18 protein-coding genes, 1 tRNA gene and 1 pseudogene are annotated in these 19276 nt (G+C 56.4%); 4 read left to right on the top strand and 16 right to left on the bottom strand.

Annotation, left to right across the window (positions count from 1 at the left end; translation table 11 throughout):
- Genes PFY00_RS16495 through PFY00_RS16485 form a run of 3 tightly spaced genes read right to left on the bottom strand, consistent with a single transcriptional unit; the run spans nt 1 to nt 3184 of the window.
- Nucleotides 1–1158, bottom strand: a complete 1158-nt coding sequence (locus PFY00_RS16495) for a Gfo/Idh/MocA family protein (protein ID WP_271433690.1) — start codon at nt 1156–1158, stop codon at nt 1–3.
- Nucleotides 1159–1169: 11 nt separating this feature from the next.
- Nucleotides 1170–2063, bottom strand: coding sequence for a TIM barrel protein (locus tag PFY00_RS16490; RefSeq protein ID WP_271433689.1), 894 nt, complete (start codon nt 2061–2063; stop codon nt 1170–1172).
- Between the two features lie 17 nt (nt 2064–2080).
- The gene (locus PFY00_RS16485; protein WP_271433688.1) at nt 2081–3184 is read right to left on the bottom strand and encodes a Gfo/Idh/MocA family protein; all 1104 of its coding nucleotides are present in this window, start codon (nt 3182–3184) and stop codon (nt 2081–2083) included.
- 131 nt (nt 3185–3315) lie between these two features.
- On the opposite strand from PFY00_RS16485, the gene iolC reads away from it, so the two are divergent.
- Genes iolC through PFY00_RS16470 form a run of 3 tightly spaced genes read left to right on the top strand, consistent with a single transcriptional unit; the run spans nt 3316 to nt 5976 of the window.
- On the top strand, nt 3316–4293 hold the full coding sequence (gene iolC / locus PFY00_RS16480; RefSeq protein ID WP_271433687.1) for a 5-dehydro-2-deoxygluconokinase: 978 nt from the start codon (nt 3316–3318) through the stop codon (nt 4291–4293).
- Nucleotides 4294–4306: 13 nt separating this feature from the next.
- On the top strand, nt 4307–5149 hold the full coding sequence (locus PFY00_RS16475) for a 5-deoxy-glucuronate isomerase (protein WP_271433686.1): 843 nt from the start codon (nt 4307–4309) through the stop codon (nt 5147–5149).
- Complete coding sequence (locus PFY00_RS16470) at nt 5146–5976, top strand: class II fructose-bisphosphate aldolase (protein WP_271433685.1); 831 nt, start codon at nt 5146–5148, stop codon at nt 5974–5976. The genes PFY00_RS16475 and PFY00_RS16470 overlap by 4 nt, the downstream gene beginning before the upstream one ends.
- A gap of 65 nt (nt 5977–6041) precedes the next feature.
- Here PFY00_RS16470 and PFY00_RS16465 read toward each other — a convergent pair whose 3' ends face one another.
- From PFY00_RS16465 to PFY00_RS16420, 10 genes and pseudogenes are all read right to left on the bottom strand, one after another.
- Nucleotides 6042–7931, bottom strand: a complete 1890-nt coding sequence (locus PFY00_RS16465; RefSeq protein ID WP_271433684.1) for an SLC13 family permease — start codon at nt 7929–7931, stop codon at nt 6042–6044.
- 116 nt (nt 7932–8047) lie between these two features.
- Nucleotides 8048–9043 (bottom strand): aldo/keto reductase, encoded by a 996-nt coding sequence (locus PFY00_RS16460; protein ID WP_271433683.1) that lies wholly within the window; start codon nt 9041–9043, stop codon nt 8048–8050.
- Nucleotides 9044–9301: 258 nt separating this feature from the next.
- Nucleotides 9302–9591: pseudogene (locus tag PFY00_RS16455) on the bottom strand (transposase); the annotation flags it as partial.
- Nucleotides 9591–11246 (bottom strand): Na/Pi cotransporter family protein, encoded by a 1656-nt coding sequence (locus PFY00_RS16450; RefSeq protein WP_271433682.1) that lies wholly within the window; start codon nt 11244–11246, stop codon nt 9591–9593. The pseudogene PFY00_RS16455 and the gene PFY00_RS16450, both read right to left, overlap by 1 nt.
- A 28-nt stretch (nt 11247–11274) precedes the next feature.
- A complete protein-coding gene (locus PFY00_RS16445) occupies nt 11275–12066 on the bottom strand; it encodes a phosphodiesterase (RefSeq protein ID WP_271433681.1) in 792 nt (263 codons plus the stop codon).
- Nucleotides 12063–12872 (bottom strand): carbohydrate ABC transporter permease, encoded by an 810-nt coding sequence (locus PFY00_RS16440; protein WP_271433680.1) that lies wholly within the window; start codon nt 12870–12872, stop codon nt 12063–12065. The genes PFY00_RS16445 and PFY00_RS16440 overlap by 4 nt, the downstream gene beginning before the upstream one ends.
- The gene (locus tag PFY00_RS16435) at nt 12869–13762 is read right to left on the bottom strand and encodes a carbohydrate ABC transporter permease (protein WP_271433679.1); all 894 of its coding nucleotides are present in this window, start codon (nt 13760–13762) and stop codon (nt 12869–12871) included. Before PFY00_RS16435 ends, PFY00_RS16440 begins: the two co-directional genes overlap by 4 nt.
- Nucleotides 13763–13824: 62 nt before the next feature.
- Entirely contained in the window at nt 13825–15087 is a 1263-nt protein-coding gene (locus PFY00_RS16430; RefSeq protein WP_271433678.1) for an ABC transporter substrate-binding protein, read from the bottom strand.
- 45 nt (nt 15088–15132) lie between these two features.
- On the bottom strand, nt 15133–16152 hold the full coding sequence (locus PFY00_RS16425; protein WP_271433677.1) for an ABC transporter ATP-binding protein: 1020 nt from the start codon (nt 16150–16152) through the stop codon (nt 15133–15135).
- 2 nt (nt 16153–16154) lie between these two features.
- Nucleotides 16155–16928 (bottom strand): DeoR/GlpR family DNA-binding transcription regulator, encoded by a 774-nt coding sequence (locus PFY00_RS16420; RefSeq protein ID WP_271433676.1) that lies wholly within the window; start codon nt 16926–16928, stop codon nt 16155–16157.
- A 215-nt stretch (nt 16929–17143) separates the two neighbouring features.
- On the opposite strand from PFY00_RS16420, the gene PFY00_RS16415 reads away from it, so the two are divergent.
- Nucleotides 17144–18028, top strand: coding sequence for an HAD-IIA family hydrolase (locus PFY00_RS16415; protein ID WP_271433675.1), 885 nt, complete (start codon nt 17144–17146; stop codon nt 18026–18028).
- 233 nt (nt 18029–18261) lie between these two features.
- On the opposite strand, the gene PFY00_RS16410 is transcribed toward PFY00_RS16415, so the two are convergent.
- From PFY00_RS16410 to PFY00_RS16400, 3 genes are all read right to left on the bottom strand, one after another.
- A tRNA-Arg gene (locus tag PFY00_RS16410) sits at nt 18262–18338 on the bottom strand.
- Nucleotides 18339–18382: 44 nt separating this feature from the next.
- Nucleotides 18383–18841, bottom strand: coding sequence for a GNAT family N-acetyltransferase (locus tag PFY00_RS16405; protein ID WP_271433674.1), 459 nt, complete (start codon nt 18839–18841; stop codon nt 18383–18385).
- Between the two features lie 4 nt (nt 18842–18845).
- The gene (locus PFY00_RS16400; RefSeq protein WP_271433673.1) at nt 18846–19157 is read right to left on the bottom strand and encodes an ETC complex I subunit; all 312 of its coding nucleotides are present in this window, start codon (nt 19155–19157) and stop codon (nt 18846–18848) included.
- Nucleotides 19158–19276 lie beyond the last annotated feature (119 nt).

Raw genomic sequence — 19276 nt, 5'->3', positions numbered from 1 at the left:
CTAACGGAACATTGGCGGACGCGCGTCCATCCAGGCACCGTCCGCTTTGCCGCTTTCTGCGACCGCCGAAACCGCTGCCATCGAACGCAAGCCGTCTTCGGCTCGGGGGTACAGGTTCGCAGCCGGATCAATCGGACGGCCTTGCTTGTCGGCATTGATAGCCTCGGCAAGGTCCGCATAGATGTTTGCAAAGGCCAGCGGCATGCCTTCGGCGTGCCCGACCGTGACGCGGCTTGTTCGGTCGGCTTCGGGGGACAGGTTGCCTTCGCCGCGCTCAATGATCTGCACGCGTCCACCCAACGGGGTCCAGAACAACTGGTTCGGCTGCTCCTGTGCCCAGCGCAGACCACCGTTTTCACCGAAAACCTGCATGGTCAGCCCATGCTGATTGCCCAAGGCAATGGAGGACGTCCAAAGACGGCCCGCTGCACCACCGTCAAAACGCAGGTTGACCATCGCGTCATCTTCCAGCTCGCGGCTTTGGATGCAGCTCACGGTATCAGCCGACAAACGTTCAGCTTCCTGCCCGATCACAAATGACGCCATGTGCAATGCATGAATGCCGCAATCCGCGAACTGCGCAGATACTCCGGCCTGAGCCGGATCATAACGCCAGCGCACCCGAGGATTGTCCGCGTCGGCTGCATCGGCGTGATGGCCATGTGCGAACTCTGCCTTGACCATGCGAATTTTGCCAAGGTCGCCGCGCGCGACCATGGCCCGCATATGGCGCACAAGGGAATAGCCCGAATAACCATAGTTAACCGCACAAATCTTGCCTGTGGATTTGGCAAGCTTCACAATTTCTTCGCCTTCTTCGACCGTCATGGTCATCGGCTTTTCACACAAGACGTGGAAACCCGCCTCCAAAAACGACTTGGTGATCTCAAAGTGGGTTGAGTTTGGTGTGGCGACGGTCACAAGGTCAATGCGATCTTCACGCCCTTTTTCGCCAGCCAGCATTTCCTGCCAATCACCATAGGCGCGATCCTCAGCGAGACCGAGGCGCTGCCCGTATTCCCGGCCAGCGTCCGGGCGGTGATCCAACGCACCCGCGGTGAATTCAAACGCGCCATCCAGTCCGGCACCCAAGCGATGCGCGGGGCCGATCTGGCTGCCTTCTCCGCCACCGATCATGCCCCATTTCAATTTTGCCATGACAGCTTTCCTTAGTTGAACCCTATTGTGTGTAGATATGCGCGGTTTGCACGCGCGTCGTCGGTTGGAGCAATAGCCAAAGTGGGATCACAGTCCTGTTCCACAGTGCACCAGCCTTCATAGTTTGCGTCCAGAAGAACCTGCCTGACTGATTGGAAATCAACGTCTCCCTCTCCAAGACTGCAGAAAATACCCTGACCGCATGCCTCGTAAAAATCCGTGCGATTGGCGATCACCTTCGCTTTGACCTTTGGATCGATGTCCTTGAAGTGAACATATGAAATGCGGTCGACGTGCCGTTGCATGAAGGCCACCGGATCAAAGCCCGCATAGGAGTGATGCCCGGTGTCAAAACAGATCTTCAAAATCGAGTCATCGATTTCGTCCAGCAGTCTTTCGAGCTCCGGCTCAAAGTCGATGAAACCACCCGCGTGGGCGTGAATGCCGACCGTCAAACCATAGTCTTCCGCACCCATCCGCGCCACGGTTGCGATCCTGTCCCGAAAGCCAGCCCACTCGGCGGCATCCATCTGCTCAGCCTCGTGGGCACGGCCTGCTGTGGGCGCGCGGCGTTTGGAAATCGAGTCAATCAGCACCAAATGCCTTGCACCGTGCGCAGCCAGCGATTTGCAAGTGCGCGCCGCGCCATCCAGAACTTCGTCCCACCCCGACGGATCGTGAAACGGACGAAACACAACACCGCCAATCAATTCCAGTGCGTTCTCCGAAAGCGCATCACCCAATTCGATCGGATCCTCAGGCATATAGCCCACCGGTCCCAACTCGATGCCTTTGTAACCAGATTCAGCGCAGTCCCGTAGAACATCACGCCAGACCGGGTTGCGCGGGTCGCTTGCGAATTCGACACCCCAGGAACATGGAGCATTGCCAATCTTGATACTCATGTTTCTCTCTCAATCACTCAGAAATCTGCAACATCCAGCCAACGCTTTTGCCGCGACGCTTCCATGGCCGTTGCAACAACGCGATTGACTTCGAGGCCATCCCGGAACGTCGGCCAAACGGATTGTCCGGTCTCGATAGCCTCAAGGAAGTCCTTGGCTTCGATGATGATCTGATCCTGATAGCCTGTGCCGTGACCCGGCCCCTGACAAAACGGCAGATAGTCGGGGTGCGCGGGGCCTGTCAGAATCTTGGTGAACCCACGGGTCGCCTCGTCCCCTTCCATACGGTAGAGCCAAATCGCATTTTGGTCTTCCTGATCAAATCGGATTGCGCCCTTGGTTCCAGAGATTTCGTAGGCGTATCCCATCTTGCGGCCCGTCGACACACGGCTGAAATACAAATGCCCCATGGCACCCGAAGCAAAGCGGCACATCATCTGAGCATGATCATCGTTTTCCACCGAACCACCCGGGCGCTCGGTGTGAACTGTTTCGACCTCAGCAATCAGGCTGGCGATTGGCCCAATCAATGCCAATGCGCCATTGATCATATGGGGGGCGAGATCTCCCATTGTGCCATTCGCATCTCCTTGCGCACGCCATGTGGCGGGCAAGCTTGGATCGGCGTAAAAATCCTCGGTATGCTCACCCCGGAACCAGGTCACATCACCGATGACGCCTTCGGCGATCAAACGGCGGGCGTATTGGCTGGCAGGCGTACGAATATAGTTGAAGCCCACCATATTGGGGCATCCTGACGCTTCGGCAGCCGCGACCATGGCCCGGCTGTCCTGTGCATTTTCGCCCAAGGGTTTTTCGCAAAATACGGGTTTGCCCAATGCAAACGCGGCCTCGGCAACGGCACGATGCGTGCTCTGAGGCGATGCAATAACAATGGCCTCGACTTTGGGATCGTTCACGAGATCCTGCCAATCAGAGGCCGCGCGACGAAAGCCATAGGCCTGGCGATACCGCTCCGCACTTTCCGGGCTGGACGCTGAAACAACTTCAAGAGACGGCCGCAACTTGGTCTCGAACACTGTGGCAACCGCAGACATTGCCACGGCATGCGCCTTGCCCATGTAGCCGCCGCCAACGATTCCAATACCGATTTGCGCCATGTTTCCCGCTCCGCCAACGTTTGTGGGTGTTCGATTGCAATGCCATCTTGCAACCGGTTGCAAAATTAGTATCCTGATGGCATCAACAGCGCAAGATGCAAAAAACGGGCCCCGCCCGAATGGAGACTGACATGAGCATGGATCGCCTGTCTGCAGGCAAATACCTTGTGATCGGTCGTGTCGGCATGGACATGACTCCCACACCGCAAAACACCCGCACGCGAGAAGCCGAGACAATGTTCGTTTCAATGGGCGGTAGCAGCGCGAACATTGCCGCAGGGCTGGTTCGTATGGGATGTGACGCTTCGCTGGTTACCTGCGTGTCCGACGATTCCATCGGTTGGTATTGCCTGGATCAACTGGATGCATATGGCGTTTCAAAAAACCATGTGCGTAAAGTCACGGGAGAGTGTCGCACGTCGCTGGCAATCTACGAAACCCGTATCGAAGAACATCAAAGCGTTATCTATCGAAACAACGCAGCGGACTTCCAGATGGATGCTTCGGACATAGAAGCCATCGATTTTTCTGCCTATTCCGCCGTGATCACCACAGGAACCGTCTTTGCCGCAGAACCATCGCGCAGCGCCGCGTTCCTGGCATTTGAAAAGGCCCGGGCCGCCGGACTGCCGATCATATTTGATGTGGATTACCGGCCCTACAGCTGGCCTTCACCGCAGGTCGCCGAAGAGGTTCTGTCGCGTGCCGGCGGCATGGCGGATGTCATCGTTGGGAACGACGAAGAATTCGGCTTTATGGCCGGTGACATTGCAAAAGGGCAGGATATGGCGCGACGACTGGCCAGCACCAGCGCGGCGATTGTTGTCTACAAGATGGGCCCTGAAGGTGCCGTGACCTTCGCAGATGGTGATGAAATGCACACCGGGGTTTACCCCGCAAGCGCCATCAAACCAACGGGTGCGGGCGACAGCTTTATGGCCGGGATGATGTCATCACTGACCCAAGGCCGACCGCTGCAAGAGGCCGTCTTGCGTGGGTCCGCCTGTGCGGCGATCGTTGTTTCCAACGTTGGATGCGCCGTCGCCATGCCGACGCCTGCCGCCCTTGACGAATTTCTGAACACCCATCCCGCGCCCCTCCGCGGCTAAAAGGATCTCTGATATGCATATCGCCCCATTTGACAACGCGAACAAACCAATCGTCGATATCGATGACAGCACGGTTCCCCTGAATTATTTCAACATTGTCAAACTGACCAAAGGCCAGTCGTTCGAATATCAGGTGCCCGGCTACGAAACCTGCATCGCTCCAGCCACCGGATCAGTGGATATTGAAATCGAGGGCGTATCCTTTCCAGCTGTCGGAAACCGCGGCGAAGACGTTTGGGACGGGGAACCAGAGGGCGTCTACGTGCCTGTTGGCGCCAAAGTCACGATGACCTGTGTATCCGATGAAACGGAAACCTTTGTGGCTGGCGCACGCTACGACAAGGTGCTGGATCCGTTCGACGTACGCGCCGAAGATATTGATTTGGTGCAATACGGATCAGACGACACGAAAACGCATCGCAAAATCAAACATATCCTTGGCCAGAAGCAGCATGACAAGGTGGGTCGCCTGTTGGTGTCAGAGCTGTTCACCGTTGGCGCTGGTGGTTGGTCCGGGTTCCCCAGCCACAAACATGACACCGACCGTCTGCCCATAGAGACACGCCACGACGAAACCTACAATTTCCGCTTTAAGCCCAACCACGGATCCGGCGTACAGATGCTTCAGCGCGAAGACGGCAAGCCCGGAGATGCCTACCACATCGTGGATGGCTCAACGATCTGCCTCGACAACGGCTATCATCCCTGCTGCGTGCTGCCCGGCTATGAAATGTACTACTTCACAATTCTCGGCGGGCTGAGCCAGCGTAGCCTCGTACAGTATTTCCAGCCGACGCATGCCTACCAAATCGAAACGATCCCCGGCATCAAAGATATGATTGCGAAATTCAAATGACCTTGGCGACACTTTCCGAAGTCCTTCAACCGGCCCTCAAAGGCCAATATGCAGTCGCCGGTCTGGTGACCCTTGGCTGGGAGGACATGCGCGCCTTTGCGGTCGCGGCAGAAGCCGAAGGCGTTCCGGTCATTCTGCAGGCCGGCCCGTCTTGTCGCGCGCACACACCTCTGCCCGTACTGGGCGCCATGTTCCGCAATCTGGCAGACAGCGTGTCAGTGCCCGTTGTGGCGCATCTTGATCACGGTGCAAGTGCCGATGAATGCCGGGCTGCGATTGATGCCGGTTTCTCGTCGGTCATGTACGACGGCTCGCGTTTGCCGCTGGAAGAAAACATCGCCCTGACCAAACAGATTGCTGCTGAAGCGCATTCCGCTGGCGTGTCCTGCGAGGGCGAGATTGGCTTTGTTGGCTATGCCGAGGGCGAAGCATCGGATGGCACCGATCCGCAAGAAGCAGAACGCTTTGCAACCGAAACAAACGTAGACGCGATGGCCGTTTCAGTTGGCAATGTTCATTTGCAGAAAACACCGGGCGCAGGGCTGGATATGAAACGGCTGCGGACCATCGAATCCCTGACTTCGGTGCCGCTGGTTATCCATGGCGGCTCCGGCGTTCCCATCAGCGAAAGAATTATGCTTTCGCAAGGATCAAACGTCTGCAAGTTCAACATCGGAACCGAACTGCGCATGGCGTTCGGCGCAGCGCTGCGGATCGCGGTGACGCGTGACGCTGAGCGGTTTGACCGGGTTGCGATCCTGAAAGAAACCCATGAACCGATGGTCGAAGCGACCCGTCAGGTCCTGCGGGCCTTCAAACCGGCCTGAGGACGGAACACCATTCCAGGCGACCAGAAACCAATGAGGCGGGTAGACGGATACGTTGGCCCGCCTTAGTACATCATCGTCAGTCCGACCATCAGCACGATCAGGAACAGAACCGTCATTATGCCGCCAGACCGGACGAAATCGACCACCCGGTAACCCGCAGGTCCCATGATGAGCGCGTTGACCTGATGGGTCGGAATGAGGAATGAGTTCGAGGTAGACAGGGCAACCGTCAGCGCAAAGATCGCAGGGTTGCCGCCAGCGGAAACCGCGATCGAAACAGCCAAAGGCACCAGCAAAACCGTCGCGCCCACATTTGACATGACCAGTGTGAACACCGTCGCAAGAATGGCCAACCCGGCCTGCAGCGCCCACAACGGCCAGCCATCCAGCAGATAAAGCACCTGCGCGGCAATCCAGGCCGCCGTTCCCGTGTTCTGCACAGCCTGCCCGAGTGGGATCAAGGACGCCAACAGGAACACCGTACTCCAGCCAACCGCATCATACGCCTCGTCCACCGACAAAACCCGAGACAAGATCATGCCCACAGCCCCGGCAAGTAGGCACAAGGACAGCAACAGATCAGTGAACAGGATCAGCCCCAACGTCATCAAGAAGAAACCAAGCGCCCAGTTAACCTTGTGCGGGCGCAACTCTTCCTGCGGGAAGTCCGAGGTCACAACGACAAAATCCTGATCAGACTTAATGCGCGTCAGCCGTTCCCATTGAATATGCGCCACCAATGTATCGCCTGCCTGCAAAGGCACCGCACCGATGTGTGTCGCGACATGATCTTCGGTTTCAACGTGGCTCAGCGTTTCTTCGCCCCGATGGATCGCCAGAATTGACAGGCCATGGGACTGACGCAATCTCAGATCGATCGGCGACTGGCCGATCGCGGATGATCCCGGTGGGATAACCACCTCGGCGACACCGGATTCTGTCGCGGCAAAATCATCCGAAAAGACATCAAGCGCAGGCAAAATTTCCAGTCCGTAAGGTTCTGCGAACTCATGCTCGAGAACCCGGCGAAGACCCATGACCGCCAAACGCGCAGGCGCTTCGATCACTGTATCGGCCATCGGCGCGATAACTTTGTGCCCCTTGTAGGACGTGCCCAGAATATAGAGATGATGCGCGACCATAATGTCGGACAGTGTCTGACCAATCAGAATAGAGCCCTCAGGGACGCGTACTTCGAACATGTCCGCGCGCAGACCATAGGTGTTCTCGATATAGGTTTGCATGGTTCGGGCGGCGCCCGCGTCTTCCCCGCGTCCACGCTGACCCGGCAACGTCCAGCGCCCAAGCAAGACGAAGTAAAGAACGCCTGTCATGACCAGCATCACGCCAATGGGCGTGACATAAAAGAGCCCAAAGGGTTCCATTTGCTGATCGTCCGGCAGGGTTTGATTGGCCGAGATCAGCAGGTCGTTCAAAAGGATTAGCGGCGAAGACCCAACCATCGTGATCGTTCCGCCGAGGATTGCACAGAAACCCATGGGCATCGCCAAGCGGCTCATCGGGATTTCTGTCCGGGCTGAAATTCGGCTGATCACAGGCAGAAACAGCGCAGCGGCTCCGACGTTCTGCATGAATGAGCTGATGATGCCCACTGTGGTCGAAACGATTGGGATGATCCGCCCCTCGGTCGTTCCGCCCCTCTTCAGGATCAGCGCAGCGACTTTCGACATCAGCCCCGTCTTGTCCAACCCTGCGCCAATAATCATCACGGCAATGATCGAGATTACGGCATTGGACGAAAACCCGGCGAACAGCTCAGCCCCATTGGCAAGGTTCCCAAGCCCGGGCAACGTGCTGAGGATGCCCAACAGCAGCATGACCAGTATGGCTGCCAAATCGATGCGTATGATCTCGGAAATGAAAAGAAATACCGTAAACGCAAGCAGCCCCAAGACCACCATCATCTCAAAAGTCAGTACAATCGCGTCCATTGGCTCTCCTCAAACCAATGTCTAACAACTGATTCTTGGCCCGCCTAGGTCCAATCCCGCCGAGTTTCACAGCCAGTTTGATGTATTGGTACGGACCAAAGTGACGGCCCGGCGCACTATTTGTCTTGCCCGGGCACCGGAACGCCTTCTGCCAAGATACCTTTGGTACGGAGCTCTTGCCAAAACTCCGGCGGAATGCGCACCGCAAACCAGTCGATGATCTCCTGCAGTTCCTTGGGGTTACGAGGCCCGGGAATGACCGACGTCACCAGCGAATGGCCCAAGGGAAATTGCAGCGCCGCTGCGGCCAGTGGCACGTCATGGACATCTGCAACATCGGCTATCTGTCTGGTCTTTGCCATGACCTCTGGCGGTGCTTTGGCATAATTCCAAGTGTCGCGCCCGACCAGAATCCCAGAGTTGAAAGGCCCCCCGCAAATTATAGAGGTTCCCGCAGCTTCGCAGGCCGGAAAAAGCGCGTCTAACGCCGTCTGCTCCAACAGCGTGTAGCGGCCCGCCAAAAGAAAGACATCCCAATCACCGATCCCGAGGGCATCCATACAGGCGGCATTCTCATTGACGCCAATCCCAATGGCCTTGACCGCGCCCGTGCGGCGCAACTCATCCATGGCACGGTAACCCGATAAACGAAGATCCTCAAAGTGACGCGCATTCTCGGTGCCGTGGGTCATTTCGCCAATGTCATGGGCAAACAGAATGTCGATACGGTCGAGGCCCAACATATGCAGGTTGTCCTCAAAGGCGCGCATAATGCCATCATAGCTATAGTCATACACCACGTGGAACGGCAGCGGATTGACCATGCCAAACTGCATGGGATCGGCCACACCACCGGGCCGCAGGAGTCGACCAACCTTGTCCGACAGAACGTAATCCGTGCCGCGAAGAGCGTCTCCCATAATCCGCTCGGACCGACCAAAACCATACCACGGAGCGGTGTCAAAGTAGCGCATCCCAGCGCCCTGCGCCGTTTGAACGATTTGTCTGGCTTCGGCGTCCGACAGGTCGACAAAATTGCCCCCCAACGGCGCGCCACCTAGCCCCAACGTGCCGATCCGCAGGCCTGTACGCCCCACTTCGCGCGTCTCCATCCCGTGCCCTCACTGTTCCGGTTTCAGTGGCCACATTGAGGCAAAGAACCACAAACACCTAGCGCAAATCGTGCCTGACGGCCTCCACCGCAAAGCACCGAACTCGAATTGAAGCGCCATCGAGCACGACCCAAGGTCTGCATCAATGCGTCTACATCGAATTTCGATATGCTCGAGTTGGCTGACCGCAAACACAGTTTTTTTGGCTTTCAAAGACACGCAAGGAATACGCGATATGCTTAGGGTAAGGACTCATAATCAGCAGATGAAGAGTGCTGCGAGGGCGATGGCTGACAGGAAGACCTTCGGGCATCTGTCGTATCGGGTTGCCACACGCCGCCAATCCCTCAGCCTGCCGAACATGATCTCGATCCGGTTCCGGCGTTGTAACACCACTTCTCATATTTCAATGCCTTCTTGCGCTGCTTTCGGTCTGGGATGCCGGCGCATATCCCGTTGTCTTTCAACGCTTCTCTGAACCGGTCGGCATCGTAACCGCGGCCCCCAAGCGACCATTCGACATCCCGCAAGCTAATGAGCAATGCCGCTAGGCAAGGCGGCTCTTTAACAGGTCGCCTGATTTCAGGAGGATTGGGTGCCCCACCATTGAGAAAGCAGTGTTGATTTGCTTAAGCGCGCGCAACGTTTCTTGATGGATGTTGCTGGTCTCAATGCTTTCGGTAAGCCCCTCGCGCAGACGGCCGATATGGCTGCGCTGCAATTTCTGTTCGACCATGCGCACCTTTTCCTTGGCGGCGACCAGTTCGCGCGCTTCAGCAGGATTTTGGTTTAGCATCACATTCAAAGCAAGCTGCACATTGCTCTGAACACGATCCATGAAGTCACTGATTTCCTCGCGGCCCTTAGGCGAAAAGTTGAGTTTTTGTCGGTCAAGACGTTCGGCAAGATCGAGCATTATCCTCGTTATCGCATCGGACGCAGCGTCGAGGTTGGAAGAAATCGAGGCAAGCTCCATGGAACGTCGGCTCAGATCTTCATTCATTCCCTTCTGTCCAAGGCGGGCAAGGTAGAGTTTGATGTCCAGGTGAGTTTTCTTGATGGCCTTGTCCTGATCCACGATCATGCTGGCGGTGGTCGCGTTCCATTGGTCATAGAGCGGTTCGACCGCGATCAACATCCGTTCGATCTTTTGACCCATGGTAAGCAATTCACGCGCCGCACAGTCAATTGCGCGCTGGGGCCGATCCAGAAGCGCGGGGTCCAGGACACTGATGGTTTGCAACGAAGCGTTTGAGGCAGGTTTTTCTACCATAACATATGACAATCCGGATGTTATCGCCCCGACCAACGGAAGCGCCACGATAGCCAATGCCACATTGAAGGCGAGGTGCAGGTTGATGGCTTGTCGCGCGGGTGTTGCGCCAAGTTGGGTCAAGACGTCCGGCAAGGCTGTGATCAGTGCCAGTGTCAGTGCGGCCCCACCGCCTCGTAGGATCAGATTTGCCATGACCATTCTGCGCGACGAAAGCGGTGCGGAATAGGTCAAAACAAATGCAATGAAGCCACCGCCCAGATTGGCCCCCAGAACCATCGCGGCGGCGGCAGCGACCGGCAGGATCGACTGTCCGGCCAAGGTGACAAACAGCAACACCGCCGCGACACTGGAGTGTACGCCCCAGGCGAAAACGGCCCCAATGATGAAAGCAGTCAACAGATCGCGGCCTAGATAGGCCATAACGGCCTGTGTACCGGGGTTTGAAATCATGGGTTCTGTTGCGCCTCGGATCATATCAAGCGAGACGAAAATCAAGGCAAGCCCGATCATGATGCGGCCAATCTGACGTGTGTTGCTGCCTTCGCCGCGCAGAAAAATCGTGATTCCGATGACCAGTAGCAATGGGATCAAAAGCGGTTGGCGCACCATCAACAGCTGTGTCACCACGGCAGATCCGACATCGGCCCCCAGCAAGAATGCCAGCCCTGTCGCAGCCCCCAGTCCGCCCTTTGAGACAAAGTTGGAAACCAGAACCGCAACCGCCGTGGAACTTTGCAACAGCACGGCCGCCCCCATCCCTGTTCCAGCCGCCAGCAGCCGGTTCTTGGCCGAATGGCGCAGCCAGAAACGCATGGGCGCCGCGAACCCGCGTTCAACTCCGGTACGAACCAAGCGGACAGCCCAGATCAACAGAGCAGCTGCGCCTGCGATATGGATAAGGATTTGGATAGCGTGCGGTTCACTCACCTTTTTTGCTTTCTTTCAGGTAGAACGATCAGAACGGGAAAGGGCCCGGACCGGCGACCGGACCAATCCGGATCGACTCAAAGCCACCATTCCATCGATGCAAGAGGCAGCCGTCTTCTTGAGTGTAAAACCCGACCGGCGCGTCCGAGCGACGGTCATAGGCGAACGTGCTGCAGGGCGATGGCGCTGAAAGCGCGATATGACCCGCCACATCGGTCACCATCATGCAGTGGACGTGGCCGCAGACAATGCGCAACGTGCCTTTGTAATCGGCAATGATTTCGCGAAACGCTTCACGGTTGGTCAACCCGATCTTATCCATGAAGCGGATGCCAGACGCGAATGGCGGGTGGTGCAACGCCAGAAGCACCGGCGCGCCGCCTGCTTGCGCGAGGGCGGCTTGCAGAAAGGACAAGCTGTCTGAGGACAGCGCGCCCGCTCCTTGCCCTTCGACCAAAGTGTCCAAGCCAATCAAATGGATGTCGCCGACGCGACGGCTCCAGTCCAAATGGCCGCTTGCGGGAAGATCTTGGGCAAAGGCGGCTCGCATCGGTTCGCGTGCGTCATGGTTGCCAGCAATGACATAAGTTGGAAGACCTAAAGGCGCGATGATCGACTTGAAACGGTCATAGCTTGCGGCGGTACCACCATCGCTCAGGTCGCCCGTGACCAACAGCGCGTCAATCGCCCCGATTTTATCGCGAATGCCACTGATCCGTTCAACCAGTCGTCCCAGGGCGTCCGCTGTATCGAGCCGTCCCGACACCAGTGCGCCTTCGTGCACAATATGGGTGTCGGAAATTTGCAGGATCGCCGTCATTTGATCCCTGCGCGCAGGAAGGCTTGAACGAACTGACGCTGGAAGATGAGGAAAGCAATCAGCAAGGGCGCTACCGACATCATGGTCGCCGCCGAGATGATGCTGATATCAACACCGTTTTCCGGCGCACCAAAGATCGACAGGCCGACGGTCAGAGGCCGCGTATCAGGCGAATTGGTTACAATCAGCGGCCATAGGAAGTTGTTCCAATGGGTTGAAACAGACACGAGCGCATAGGCCAGATATGTCGGTTTCGCGAGTGGCACATAGACCCGCCACAGGATCCCCAGTAGCCCGCAACCCTCGATCCGCGCTGCCTCGTGCAATTCAATTGGGACGCCTTTGAAGGCTTGCCTCATCAGAAAGATGCCAAAGGCAGACGCCATGTAAGGCATGCCCACGCCGAGGATCGTGTCGAACAGACCCAGCCGTGATACCATCGCGTAGTTCTCGACGATCAGAACTTCGGGCAGGATGAAAAGCTGCATCAGCACGAGAATGAACACGAAATCCTTCCCCCGGAAAGTTAGCTGCGCAAAGGCAAAACCCGCCAAAGTGGTCAGAAAGAACTGACCAATCAGGATGATCGTGACCAGCATGAAGGTATTGAGGAAGTACTTCAGCCACGGTGCCCCGGCCCAGGCCACCCGGAAATTTTCCAACGTCCAGGGCGAGAAAAGGTTCAGATTGACGGCGTCAGATGTTGAATGTGTGGCGGCCCAGAAGGCGAACAACAGGGGCGCAATCCAGATGATAGCCAACAGGATCGCACCGAAGCTGTCCATAAAGTTCGTGAGGCTCTTCATTGGTAGTGCGTCCTTTTATCGAGGTAGCTGAACTTGATCGCTGCAATGATGGCCAGAACAACAATCACCATCACCGTCATCGCAGCCGCACTTGGGGCATCGAAGAAGGCAAAGGCCATTTCCCAGATGTAGTAGAGCAGCAGTTTGGATGCGTCCGATGGCCCACCCTTCGTCAGAATGAACAGGTGATCGATCAGCTTGACCGAATTGATCAGCGCATTGACCGCGATGAACAAGGTGGTGGGCATCAACAGCGGCAAGACGATACGACGGGTATAGGTCCAGCGGCTGGCGCCTTCGATATCAGCGGCTTCTTTCAATTCTTCTGGGATCGTTTGCAACGCAGCGAGGTAGAAGATCATGAAGAACCCTGCCTCTTTCCATATGGTCACAATAATGATCGCCCAGAGTGCGGTTTCAGGCTGACCCAGCCAATTGACAGAAGGCAGGCCGAAAACGCTGCCGATTTGGTCAAGCACGCCCAAGCCCGGGGTGTAGAAGAAGAGCCACAGATTGGCCGCCGCGATCATGGGCAGGACCGTTGGTGTAAAATAAGCGGTCCTTACAAAGCCACGCGCGCGGATTTTTCCGTTCGCCCAAAGGGCCATCGCCAGTGCAATACCCATGGAAACCGGGATTGTGACACCTGCGTACATGAGGTTGTTTTTGACCACCAACCAGAAAGTGGGATCAGCAAAGAGATCGGAATAGTTTTCAAATCCGACATATTCGACGGGTCTACGCCGCGTGCCGCGCGAAAACAGGCTGGTCCAGAGCGTCGCGATGCTTGGGTAGAATGCAAAAGCAGAGAGCAAAACCAGCGCCGGTGACAAAAGAAGCCAGCCATATATGGCCTGCCTGCGGCGTTCGAGGTTGGCATGTGTGGACATGATGCGTCTCCGGTCGCTGAAAAAGTCGGGCCGATGCGTGCAGCACCGGCCCGGCCAAGACGTTATTGGTAGTCTTTGAGCAAGCGCTCAGCCGCAGCCTGTGCTTCTGCCAGTGCTTCGGCTGGTTCCTTGGCGCCGGTCAGCGCGGATTGAATCGCGTTGTTCAGGCCATCACGCACCCGCGCTGTCTCAAACGTAGAGAATTCAGCTACGGCGTTTTCCAGCTGGTTGCGTGCCACCAGTGCAGGTGGGAACTCTGCGACATAGGCTTGAAGCGCTTCGGTTTCATACGCTGCAGGCGACACACCCATGTACCCAGTACCAATAGACCAAGCTGCCGCCTGGTCGGGGGCCGTCATGAACTGCATAAGCTTCAGCGCGGCGGCGCGTTCTTCTTCGGTCGTGTCCTTGAACAGGTAGAAGTTGCCGCCACCTGTTGGTGATCCAAGGCGTACATTGCCCGGAAGCTCGGCCACACCGAAATCAAAGCTGGCGTTGTTTTTGACAGCTGTCAGATTGCCTGTGGAGTGCCACATCATTGCTGTTTGACCTTCAAGGAAAGCCTGACGCAACGTGCCCCATTCGACGGTACCGGTTGGCATGATGCCATGCTCGGTTGAAAGGGACTGCCAGAACTCCAGCGTCTCAACAACAGTTTCATCATCGAAATATGTGGTCAGGCCGTCGTCTGACATCACCTCTTTGCCGTTCTGGATCGCAAGCGCCTGGAACATCCAATACGGATAACCAGTGGATGGGATCATCAGGCCATAGGTGTCATCATTCGTGAGCGCTTTGCCCATCTCGATCATTTCGTCCCACGTTGTCGGCGGGGCTTCCGGATCAAGGCCCGCCGCGCGGAACAGGTCTTTGTTGTAGTAAGCCACAATCGTCGACCGCTGGAACGGAATGCCCCATGTCTGTCCTTCGATCTGACCATTCGCCATCAGCGCCGGATAAAAGCCGTTGAGCCAGGCCATATCGGCATCTGAAGTTGCAACTTCTTCAAACGGCAGGATGAGATCCTGTTCGATCAAGTCATAGGCGTCGATTGAAAACATCACTGCAAGCTGCGCCGGTTCCCCGGAAGCAATCGCGGACAGAGCACGTACACGCGTGTCGTCGTAGTTGCCCGAATAAATCGCGTTCACCTTGATGTCAGGGTTGGCGGCTTCGAAATCTGCGACGATGCCGTCAACCACTTCGGTCAACGCGCCGCCAACGGCGATAGGATAATACATCGTCAGTTCGGTTTCCGCCGCTGCCGGCATGGCAAATCCGACGGCTGCGATCAGCCCTAGACCGGTTGTCGAAAATAGTTTCATGGTTCTCTCCCTTGGTTTCAGTCTTATTATCCGACTGGGCCGATTTCACCCGGCCAGCCGTTTGCCTGCATCGTCAAAGACGTGCAGATTTCCGTCGTCAAAGTTGATCTCAACCTCATCGCCTTCAGGCATCAGCGATAGCCCAGGCTGCAAAACACAAAGTCCGGAGGTTCCATCGTGATCGAGGCCAATCAGGGTCTCGGCACCGAGGAATTCACTCTCATTGACCTTGCAGCGCATCCGACCAGTCCCCGCAGGAACGATCTGAATGTTTTCAGCGCGGATGCCGATGGTCTTGTCATCACCAAACCCTTCAAGCGCTGTGGACTCGATCAGAGCCATTGGCGGCGCGCCGACGAATTCCGCGACAAAAGTGTTGTTGGGCCTGCTGTAGAGATCCTCGGGGGAACCAACCTGCTGGATGTGTCCATCTTTCATCAAGACGACTGTATCAGCCATACTCATCGCTTCGGTCTGGTCATGGGTCACGTAGACAACCGTGATGCCCAGATCGCGCTGCAATTTTTTAATGTCCTTGCGCACGGCATTGCGCAGCTTTGCGTCGAGATTGGACAGGGGTTCGTCCATAAGGCAAAGTCGCTGGCCCGCCACGATCGCGCGAGCCAGGGCGACACGCTGGCGCTGCCCCCCTGACAATTCGCCCGGCTTGCGGCCCTCGTAGCCGAGAAGACCCGTGATCTCCAAGGCGCGATGAAGTTTCTCCAACCGCTCTTGCTTTGGCACGCGGCGGACTTTCAGGCCGAACATAACGTTCTCAGCAACCGACAGATGCGGAAACAGTGCGTATGACTGAAACACCATCGACAAATTGCGGTCCGACGCCGCACTTGTCGTCACGTCCTTGCCGTCGATGAGAATTTGCCCCTCATCAGGCAATTCCAATCCTGCCAAAAGGCGCAGCGTGGTCGATTTTCCGCACCCTGACGGCCCCAGCAGGGCGGTGAAACTGCCTTCGGGTATGTCAAGCGTTATGCCTTCGACGCCCAACTGGCCGTTCCATCGTTTTGCTATACCGTCGAGTTTCACAAACGTTGATGTTGTCATGTTCAATGTCCTTCCGCCAAAATCAGGCGGTCTTTGATTTCTTCCAGCACGCTGTCAAAGCCGTCGGCAGGAGCGCAATCCGCAATCACCTTGTCCATTTCCGCGATATTGTCCCCGACCGCAGGCGCCTGCCGGCCAAACTTCGAGCGATCTACAACCAGCATCGAGGTTTGAGCATTGGCGCGCATTTGCTGACGTGCGCGGACCTCTGTTGTGTGAAAGTCCAACATACCTCCGTCGTCAGCGATCCCGGCGACGCCAAACACCGCAAAATCTGCACGAAACCGCCCAAACTCTTTGAGGGCTTCATCACCCAGTATATCGCGGTCCGGCAGCCGGACTTCACCACCAGGTATGATGATCCGATTTGACCTTTCATCACAAAAGGACATCGCTGCGCTTAGGTTGTTTGTAATTATCGTCATGTCTTTATGGTCGCGCATGGCATGAGCAACGCTCAGCGGCGTCGAGCCGATCGAGAAAAAGACCGTGGAACCATTTGGAATGAGCGACGCTGCTGCCTTGCCGATGGCATTCTTGCCCCGCAAATTCGTACCAGCACGCTGATCGAACGGGGTATTAAGAAACTCTTTGCTAAGTTCGATACGGCCATGAACGCGGTGAAGCATGTCGCCCTCACACAGGGTATCCACATCGCGGCGGATCGTTTGCATAGACACATCAAACCGCTCGGCCAATGAGCCAACGGTCACCGCGCCTTGTTCAAGCACCATAGCCGTTATCGCTTCGCGTCTCCGTTGCTTCTTTGACGACATGTCCCCCCCGAACTCGATTCGCCAATGAGACTAACAGCGGAAAACAACAAAACAACATATTTATTTGAGTCGGCGACTCAAAGATCCGCTTTCCACGGCGTTTATGCTATTTCTCGAGATCTATTTTTGTTGCTTTGTTGTTTTTAGCTTCCCCTTTTTGTTGCCTGCACCTAGGCTGCTTCCAAAGATGCGACTTGAAAACGGGGTAAAGCCAGATGCAGACAACGCAGTCGATTTTCGATCGCTACCAAGAAGTCCGGGCGCGGTTTCCGCAAATAACCCCACGCACTGCATCGCTCGAAATCCATTCACTTCTGGACGTCGCCGATGAGATTGACGCCTTTGTCTTCGATGCCTTCGGCGTATTGAACGTAGGCGAGACCATGATCCCTGGCGCAGACGAACGGCTGGACCAACTCCGCGATCATGGATGCGAAATTCGTATCCTAACCAATGCCGCCAGCTACGACCGGCACGGTGCCATCGCTAAATTCAAGCGGCTTGGCCTGCGTGTGAAGGATGAAGAAATCATCACCAGTCGTGAGGCGACATTGCAGCATCTCGGTGATGGTCAGTGGGGCGTCATCACGGCCGATGTCGATCCGTTGGCCGATATTCCCAATCAAATTACGCGACTGAGTGACAACCCCGCCGACTACGATGATGTTGATCAGTTCCTGTTTCTGTCGACAGCGGACTGGACCATGGCGCGGCAAGACATGTTGATGACGGCAATGAAGAAACGCCCGCGCACTGTGCTTATTGGAAACCCGGATTTGGCTGCTCCTCGCGACGACGGGTTTTCTGTCGAGCCCGGGTACTTCGGCCATCAGTTGGCTGACCTGTTCCCTGACCATGTCCAATTTTTCGGAAAACCTTTTCCCGAGGTTTACGACCTGATCGAAGCGACGCTACCGTCCATTAAAGCAAGCCGTATCGCGATGTGCGGTGATACACTGCATACCGATATTCTCGGAGCCGCAGCACGAGGCTGGAAAACCGTGCTTGTGACCAAAGATGGTCTGTTCGCCGGTCATGACACGCGGCCATTCTCAGAGCAGTCGTGCCTTTTCGCTGACTGGAAGCTTGATCGGATCTGAGCGCTTATCGGACAGAAATATTGCGAAGGCTAACCATCCAACAGCATGCCAGCTTTGACACATTTTCTTGAGCACCCCGCCGGCATCATAAGGAAAGTTAAGCCCTACCGCCTGATGTCAACAATATACACAAGTGCAGCGAACAGCGGCCATTCAGGCTGCGACCGCAACATCCGGTCCACGTGTCCAAGGTCGGTTCCGGGCTGTTCATACTGCTGTCGTTTCTGGAGGTATGGCGATCCCTGAAGGACTCGAACCCTCAACCTGCTGATTAGAAGTCAGCTGCTCTATCCAGTTGAGCTAAGGGACCGCTATGCCGGGGTTTTGACGTGTTTAGGCGATCATGACAAGCGTTCAGAGCGCCCGGTGCATGAAAACGCTGAGCGGGTCCAATGTATAGTCGCCGAACGGGGGGCATTCCGAAAACCCAGCGCCTTGGTACAGGGCCCTTGCGGCTGCGAAATCATCCGCTGTCCCGGTTTCCAGATAGGCTGCCTTGGCGCCTTGTTGCCGCGCTGTTTCAAGCAAAGCAGACAATAGCATGCGCCCCAGGCCCTGTCCGCGCAGCGCCCCGGCGGTGTGCATGGACTTCAGCTCCACGCTGTCTGTGCCAAACGGTTTCAAAGCACCGACAGCTGTCACACCTTTTGTGTCGTCCCGAAGGGCAAACACCTGAGCGCCGCTCTGCCGCAAGGCATCGGCTGTCATGACGTGGCAGCTTTCCTCGGGTGAGGTTGCGCGCATCAAGGCATGATGTGCTTCGAGCAGCGCCTCTACCTGAGGATCCGCATTGTTGACGCGCTCGACGCGCATTGAATTAGTGAGTCCAAGCGCCTTTGCGGTCTACTGCGAAATTTTCGGCGTAGCCGCGCGGGCGAATGTTGGATTTGCGCTTCTTGGGTTCGAAGACGTCCGCTTCGATCCCATTCTCACGAGCATAGGCCAGCGCAGCCTCTTTGCTGTCGAACTTCAGCCGCACCTGTGTCTGCGTATCACTGGACGATGTCCATCCCATCAGCGGGTCAACAGCACGCGGGCTGGACGGCGCAAATTCAAGCATCCAGAACTTGGTCTTTCCCTGTCCGGATGACATTGCCGTTTTGGCAGGCTGATAGATGCGTGCACGCATGATCGACTCCTTTGCTGCTCGCGTTATCGAAGATTTGCCAAGGCAGGGCAAGACCGTGTAACGCGATCATTCGAAGCAATTGGACAAGTGATGCACAAGCGGGCATCAGTGCACCTCCT

The sequence above is a fragment of the Thalassococcus lentus genome (genome assembly GCF_028023555.1).
Taxonomy (GTDB): domain Bacteria; phylum Pseudomonadota; class Alphaproteobacteria; order Rhodobacterales; family Rhodobacteraceae; genus Thalassococcus_A; species Thalassococcus_A lentus.
Note: the sequence above shows the minus strand (reverse complement) of the source record. Positions and strands in the feature narration are given on the sequence as shown.